Genomic DNA, 6736 nt, shown 5'->3' on the forward strand with positions numbered 1-6736 from the left:
ACACCACGTGGTTCATTGATTAAAATATCTATGCACTCTTCTTTACTTAATGCCTGTTTTTTCCTTCTCATTTCTCTAAACATATTAATAGGTTTAGAGCAACTTATAAAAATAGTTTTATCTATTTTGCATTATCTTTCAAGTTCTTTAAATTTGTCTTTAGTATCTTGTAGACGTTTTCTGCACCTACAATTTCCTCATCTGGAACATTCCACTGGGAAGGATATAGGATAAACGGTTCGGATTGGCTTCCTCCAACTCCTCCATGGCTTCCAACCAGCTCTTCAAATGCACAGACCTCATCATTTTCCGCATCATAAAAGCTGTTTACTAAAATGTCTGGAGTGTATTTGAAGGAACTGTTTCTCTTTAAATGTTGGACTATATTGTCTCCGAAACCTTCAAGAGGATTTTCCCCTTCTATTTCATCAGTATCAAGGTAGTATATTCCATTTTTGCCTATTGCCATGTCACCTTTTTCAGATGACCTGACCAATATGAATCCTACATATTCATTGTTGATGATTCCATCAATCATATCTGGAAACATTTCATTGATTTCTTCATAGCTTAGCCTATGGCTCCATTTGGTCATATAAATCATTGCAAGATTTCCAGATGCAAGAACAACGATTTCAGATTCTGCTAGCTTTTTTTCTTTATAAGCATTTCTTCTGTTTTCAAAGTATTTTATCTTACCTGAAAATGGGTTGTATGCTCCTGCAAAACGGTCTTCGTTTGAAGACATTTCAGCATACATGTTAACGTCTTGAGGGAGTAGTGATTTGACAAAATCTTCAAATGATTGCCCGTATCTTTGTTTGAATGTTGCACCATTGGTTTGGCCATGGTCGGATTGAATCACGATTTGGTATTCCCTTGGAGAATATTTCTTTCCTTCAAGCAAACGTTCTATCTGTCTGTCCATTCCTTTAAGGGCAGACCATACATCCTCATCTCTGACTCCTGAATGGTGTGCAATCTCATCATATCCTAAATATGTGGAGTATGCAACATCAATGTCTCCTACCATCATGTCTCCAATAAGTGCCTCGGTGTTGATTTCCCTCATGTATACATTTGTCCCTGCTCTTGTTGGAATATATGGGATTCCTCTTGAAATTCTTGGTCTGATATTCAATAGACTGTGTTTCAATTGTGAAACTATTTCATGGAACATATCGCCCAAAAGCTGTATGACTATACATGCAAAATAGTTAGGCTGTGAAAAAATGGTAAACCATGCACCGTTATATAGTTTTTTCAAATCGGTTATTTTACTGAAAGTGAAGATTACATCATCGGTATCTCCTGAAAATAGATTGGATCTGCTCGCTCCATTATCAACAAGCAAACCGTTCCCATCGGATATTCTCTCTTCAAGTATTTTGACCTTTGAAATCCCTGAACATTGCATTATTTGATTGTCATTTTCCTTTTCAACCCATCTGAAAGCAGTGATGTCTTCATTATTTCCATGGAGGATTCCTGCTTGGCTTGCTCCAGTCTGTGAAGACAAGTCAGTTTCCCATTTCTTAAGAGTATGGGTTTTGTTATCAAGCATTGACTTGACAGTAGGCATATGGCCCTTCTCAACAGCTTCACACAAGACGTCATATGCAAGACCATCTATTTCCGCGATTATCAATCCAGGGTAATTCTTAGGGGCACCTTTTCTTTTCCTTTGAGCCTCTCTTAACATTGCACTATAGTGGGGATTATCCTCCTGACTTGCAAATATGACTGATAGGATCATTGAAATAAACGCTATGGTCAATGGTAATATTATCACTCCCCATCCGGGAAAGTCTATCCCTAAAAAATGTCCGAAAAATACATATACTCCCCCATTTAAACTAAGGGCAGCTATTCCAAAAGTCCAAACAAAAATTGGCATTAATATCTTTGTTATAAAGGGCCATACTACAAAATTGAAAGTTGCGACGATAAATATGAGTAGCACAACATGGCCTAAATTGCTTAATGTGAGATTCAATCCAGAGCTGATTAAATACACTCCCAATACATTTGAAATAAACAGTATCAAATACCTTTTTAACGATAATCCTGGTGCTTTCTTAAGTTCTTCAATGTCTCTCATAATCTTTACCCCGTATATTTGTCAATCCATCCCTTATGAAATTAAGTTAGATATGTCATCTTAACTCATGAAAACATCTTCAATAATATATTAATATTAACTATTTAATATACTATTGATAAAAACAGTCCTAAAATATTTGACAAAATTGAAAAAATAAGTAAAAAAAGTAAAAAAGTAAAAAAGTAAAAATAGATTAAAAAAAAATAAAAGTTGAGTAATTAGAACCAGTCTTTAGATGATTCTAAAATTTCATCAACAATGATTTCTGCAGAACCGATGTAAGTATGAGGATCCATAATTCTTTCAACATCCTCTTTAGAGAGGAATTGGCTTGCATCAGGGTCTTCAAGGATTAGGTCTGCAAGGAGTAATTTCTCTTTGTTTGCCTTAATAGCGTTTTTACGAGCTACTCCATAAGCGGTTTGTTTACCCATTCCCGCTCTAGTGAGTTCTGCCATCAATCTTTCTGCCATGATTAATCCATTGGTGAAATTAAGGTTTCTTTCAATGTTTTCATCATAGAAGATGAGATTGTTCATAAGTTTGATTGTAAGATTCAAGATGTAATCACAAAGAATACAAGCTTCAGGGAACATAATTCTTTCACAGGAAGAGTTTGTCAAGTCTCTTTCGTGCCAGAGAGGGTTGTTTTCCATAGCTGCATTTACATATGATTTTACGATTCTTGCAACACCACAAATCCTTTCAGCAGTAATTGGGTTCATCTTATGTGGCATGGTACTGCTTCCAACTTGTTTTTCAGGGTCGAAGAATTCACCTAACTCTTGAATTTCAGTTCTTTGCAAGTTTCTGACCTCAAGAGCTATTTTGCTTAATGTAGTTGCAATGTTAGCAAGGGTTGCTATGAATTCTACATGGTTGTCCCTTTGCAATACTTGGTTAGTGATTGGAGCAGGTTTGAGTCCAAGAATTTCAGATACTTTCTTGTGAACTTCCCAACCTTGGGTTCCAAGTGCAGCAGTGGTTCCTACAGCACCGTCCATCATACCGAGACAGACATTTTCCTTTGCATGCAATAATCTGTCGTATTGTCTGTGAAGCTCATCTGCCCAGATTGCAAATTTCATACCATAGGTTGTTGGAAGTGCATGTTGACCATGGGTACGTCCGATACAGACTTTGGTCTTGTTCTCTTCTGCTAATTTAAGAATGATTTTGGTTAATCTTTCGATCTTTTCTTCAAGAACTTCAATTGAGTCCTTTATGAGTAATGAGTTTGAACTGTCTACAATATCGTTGGATGTTGCTCCGAAGTGAACGTATTCTCCAGCTTCACCTTCACAGACTTCACTTAATCCTTTTGAAAGGGAAGCGATGTCGTGTTTGGTTTCAGCTTCAATTTCACTTACACGTTCTACAGTAACGAATTTTGTGTTTGCTTTAGCTTTTATTTCGTCTGCAAATTCCTTTGGAATGATTCCAAGTTCTCCTTCAGCTTGAGCCAATGCAGATTCAATATCTAACATTCTTTGTTGCTTGTTTTCCTGTTCCCAGATTCTTTTCATTTCTGGAGTCCCATATCTAAATTCAATTGGATGTATTGCCATTTAAACTCTCCTTATTTTAGATAATTTTCATTTAATATCAATTTTTAATTTTTAAAATCATGTTTTTTAAATCATATATTTTAAAATACATATTTATTTTTGAATTTTAGATTAAATATATTTTATTAATTTTTATATGATTTGCATCAATTTTTGGAAAATTTTTAAAATTTTTAAAAAAATTTATAAATAACAATAATATACTATTATTAGAAAAATATTTCAATATTTTTTTATTAATAAGTTTATTTTTTTTATCATGGGTGATATGTATGGATTTTAGCGTTAAGGATTTTAATGTAAGGCTTCGAACAATTACTCTTTTAGAAGCGGGAATAGCTATTGTCATATGCTTATTTTTAGCAGGATACATCTATAATTTCATTGGATTTGAAAATGAGGAATTCTCTTCAATGATTTTTGATTTATGCATTATGGGATTTTTTGCCCTTGCATGTATCGGGACTCGAGGATTCACAAAGGATGTAAACAAGGTTTTTGAATTTGGAAATGCCTTTAAAATAGTTGCTCTTGCAGTAATAGATTTCCTTTTTTGCACTGTTTTGATTAATCTTTGTGTGAATGTCGGTTTGGTTTTTACAGTTCATGCTCCAAGTTTTCTTAATGCTGCAGGACCAGGGTTTACCGATCCATTAACTTTATTTTTAGGGTTTATTGTAGCTGTTTTCATTGCACCTATTGCTGAGGAATTGTTATTTAGGGGAGTCATATTCAATAGATTGAAAATTAGAAAAGGGGCTCCATTTGCAATAGTTGTCTCTTCTATCATTTTCGGTTCACTTCATTTTTATGGAGGAGCACCTTTCCTGCATGTGATAACTGCAACTACATTCGGTATGCTTATGTGTGTATTCTATATGAAATATGATAATATCCTTATGAACATTGCAGTTCATTTTTTAGGAAATCTATTGGTGTATATCAATGATTACACTCCTTTATTGTCAATTCTATATCATGAGCCATTTGCTGAAGTAATGGGTTTATTATGTTTGTTTTCAGTAATTTTCGTTCCGGTATACATAATTTATTATGCTAGAAAATTCAATAAGCCTGTCTTTTAATCCTTTCAATTAAAGTTTAATAAGTAAATTATTTATAATATTATTTCGTAAATATTATAATCGATTAATTTATTTATATGTTGATTTTTTTTAATATTATTAATCATTGGTGCATAAAATGGATTTTGATGTAACTGACTTTAATGTGAGGCTAAGGACAATAAGAATTAGGGATTTAGCTTTGGCACTTATTGTTGCTTTTTTCGTAGCAGTGGCAATATATGTGGCTTTTCCTGTCATAGAAAATAATGAGGATTTGGTTGTCCTTCCCTTTTTGATTGTTTTGCTCTTGTTCTTTGCATGGGCATTAAGGGGTACTCATGGGTTGAAAAACAACTTTTCAAAGATTTTAGAAAGGGATAATAGGCGTGAGATTCTTTATATATTCGCAGTAAACCTTATATTTGCATTTATTTTTGTAGCATTGATTTCAAATTTGGACATATTCATGAATTATGTATATCCTGATAACGTACCTATGCCGGATTTTGTTCCAGAAGTTTTGGACACATCCTCTTTACTTTTGGAGATATTGTCTTCAATCATCATTGCACCGGTACTTGAAGAACTGTTGTTTAGAGGGGTCCTGCTCAATAGATTAAAGATAAGGATTGGAATAATCCCTGCTATACTGGTATCTTCTGGAATCTTTGCACTAGGGCATGAATTTGGTGGAATTACAAGTGCATTTGTCTTTGGAATCTGCATGTGCATAATCTATTTGAAAACAGACAATATTCTTATGTCAATGTCTATTCACTTTTTAAATAATCTTCTAGCTGTTTTTCTTGAGACAACTGGTATAGATCAGATATTCTTACAAATGCCTCTTGCTCCACTCACATTAGCGCTTTCAACAATTTCCGGGCTTTTAATACTATTGTACATTCTCGAGAATTTTAAATCATTCAGGGCATGATGATATTTGCCCTATCCCTTATTTTTCTATTTTTCATATTTTTTCTATTTTTTACACTTTTTCAGTCACTATTTTTATGATTTTTACATAATTCATCGAAACATTTATATATGATGTAACATAATTTTTACATATGGGAATGTAAAATAATTTTTACATTTGGAAATTATTTATTACATTTGTAATGTTTTCATTACATTTTTTTATTTCCATATTGAATCTAGCTATTATTTAAGTGATTATATGAAAACAATTATAAGATATTTGAGGCAGGAAATCAAGATGAGTCAACAGGACTTGGCTGAATCAGTCGGTGTGACTCGTCAGACAATCAATGCCTTGGAAAACGGACGGTATAATCCCTCTTTACTTTTGGCATATAAATTGACAAGAGTCTTGAATGTAGCCACCTATGGTGAGGACACGGATTCTTATTTAAGTATAGAGGATATTTTTAAATTTAGTGATGATGAACTTTAAGAAAAAAATAATTTGATTTTTATTGGGGTTGATATAAGTGATATTAGATATTTATAAGGATTCTTTGGAATATTCTGCAAAGGATTTGAAAACTTTATTGATATTGGGAGTAACTTACTTCCTAAGTTTCCTGTTCCTTCCAATATTCTTGATTTATGGTTATTCATACAGAGTTACTAAAATCTCTGTGGAAGGTATGATTAACGGTAATGATCCATTACCTGAATTTGATAATGTTATTGACATGTTTGTTGATGGTATAAAGGTAGTTCTGGTCTATTTTGTCTATTGCCTGATTCCATTCTTGATTTTCATGTTATTTGCAATTGCCTCTAGTGCAATCGGCGGATATGGTGAATCTGCATTGATGGGCATCGGTACCATAGTAACTATTGTAGCTATTGTATTCGCTTACTTGATGAGCATGTTTGGTGTAGCCAATATGGCAAACTATGACGGTTCATTGAAAAAGGCATTTGATTACAAGGAAATCATTGAAATCATCAAATCCATTGGTGTTGCAAGATGCATTGCCGCTTATCTTGGATTGACAATTATTTGCTTTGCAATTTGGATTGTC

The 6736-nt window shown here is 33.5% G+C and carries 6 protein-coding genes; 4 read left to right on the forward strand and 2 right to left on the reverse strand.

Annotated elements, in window-relative coordinates; translation table 11 throughout:
• Window positions 1-121: 121 nt before the first annotated feature.
• Together ACKI67_RS09920 and purB are read right to left on the reverse strand one after the other, a co-directional pair.
• On the reverse strand, window positions 122-2101 hold the full coding sequence (locus tag ACKI67_RS09920; protein ID WP_407463371.1) for an alkaline phosphatase family protein: 1980 nt from the start codon (window positions 2099-2101) through the stop codon (window positions 122-124).
• Window positions 2102-2322: 221 nt separating this feature from the next.
• Complete coding sequence (gene purB / locus ACKI67_RS09925) at window positions 2323-3672, reverse strand: adenylosuccinate lyase (RefSeq protein WP_407463372.1); 1350 nt, start codon at window positions 3670-3672, stop codon at window positions 2323-2325.
• Between the two features lie 272 nt (window positions 3673-3944).
• Between purB and ACKI67_RS09930 the strand changes: the two genes are divergently transcribed.
• The 4 genes from ACKI67_RS09930 to ACKI67_RS09945 all read left to right on the forward strand — a co-directional run.
• Window positions 3945-4757, forward strand: coding sequence for a CPBP family intramembrane glutamic endopeptidase (locus ACKI67_RS09930; RefSeq protein ID WP_407463373.1), 813 nt, complete (start codon window positions 3945-3947; stop codon window positions 4755-4757).
• 118 nt (window positions 4758-4875) lie between these two features.
• Window positions 4876-5676, forward strand: coding sequence for a CPBP family intramembrane glutamic endopeptidase (locus ACKI67_RS09935; RefSeq protein ID WP_407463374.1), 801 nt, complete (start codon window positions 4876-4878; stop codon window positions 5674-5676).
• Window positions 5677-5919: 243 nt separating this feature from the next.
• Window positions 5920-6156 (forward strand): helix-turn-helix transcriptional regulator, encoded by a 237-nt coding sequence (locus tag ACKI67_RS09940; RefSeq protein ID WP_407463375.1) that lies wholly within the window; start codon window positions 5920-5922, stop codon window positions 6154-6156.
• A 37-nt stretch (window positions 6157-6193) separates the two neighbouring features.
• Window positions 6194-6736, forward strand: a 543-nt coding sequence (locus ACKI67_RS09945; RefSeq protein WP_407463376.1) for a DUF4013 domain-containing protein, incomplete at its 3' end; no start/stop codon positions are given.

It is taken from the genome of Methanobrevibacter sp. (assembly GCF_045577275.1).
Taxonomy (GTDB): domain Archaea; phylum Methanobacteriota; class Methanobacteria; order Methanobacteriales; family Methanobacteriaceae; genus Methanobrevibacter.

Excerpts from the sequence above, each read along its gene's own strand:
- ACKI67_RS09920 (WP_407463371.1), bottom strand. The coding sequence starts at position 2,101 with ATGAGAGACATTGAAGAACTTAAGAAAGCACCAGGATTATCGTTAAAA.
- purB (WP_407463372.1), bottom strand. The coding sequence starts at position 3,672 with ATGGCAATACATCCAATTGAATTTAGATATGGGACTCCAGAAATGAAA.
- ACKI67_RS09930 (WP_407463373.1), top strand. The coding sequence starts at position 3,945 with ATGGATTTTAGCGTTAAGGATTTTAATGTAAGGCTTCGAACAATTACT.
- ACKI67_RS09935 (WP_407463374.1), top strand. The coding sequence starts at position 4,876 with ATGGATTTTGATGTAACTGACTTTAATGTGAGGCTAAGGACAATAAGA.
- ACKI67_RS09940 (WP_407463375.1), top strand. The coding sequence starts at position 5,920 with ATGAAAACAATTATAAGATATTTGAGGCAGGAAATCAAGATGAGTCAA.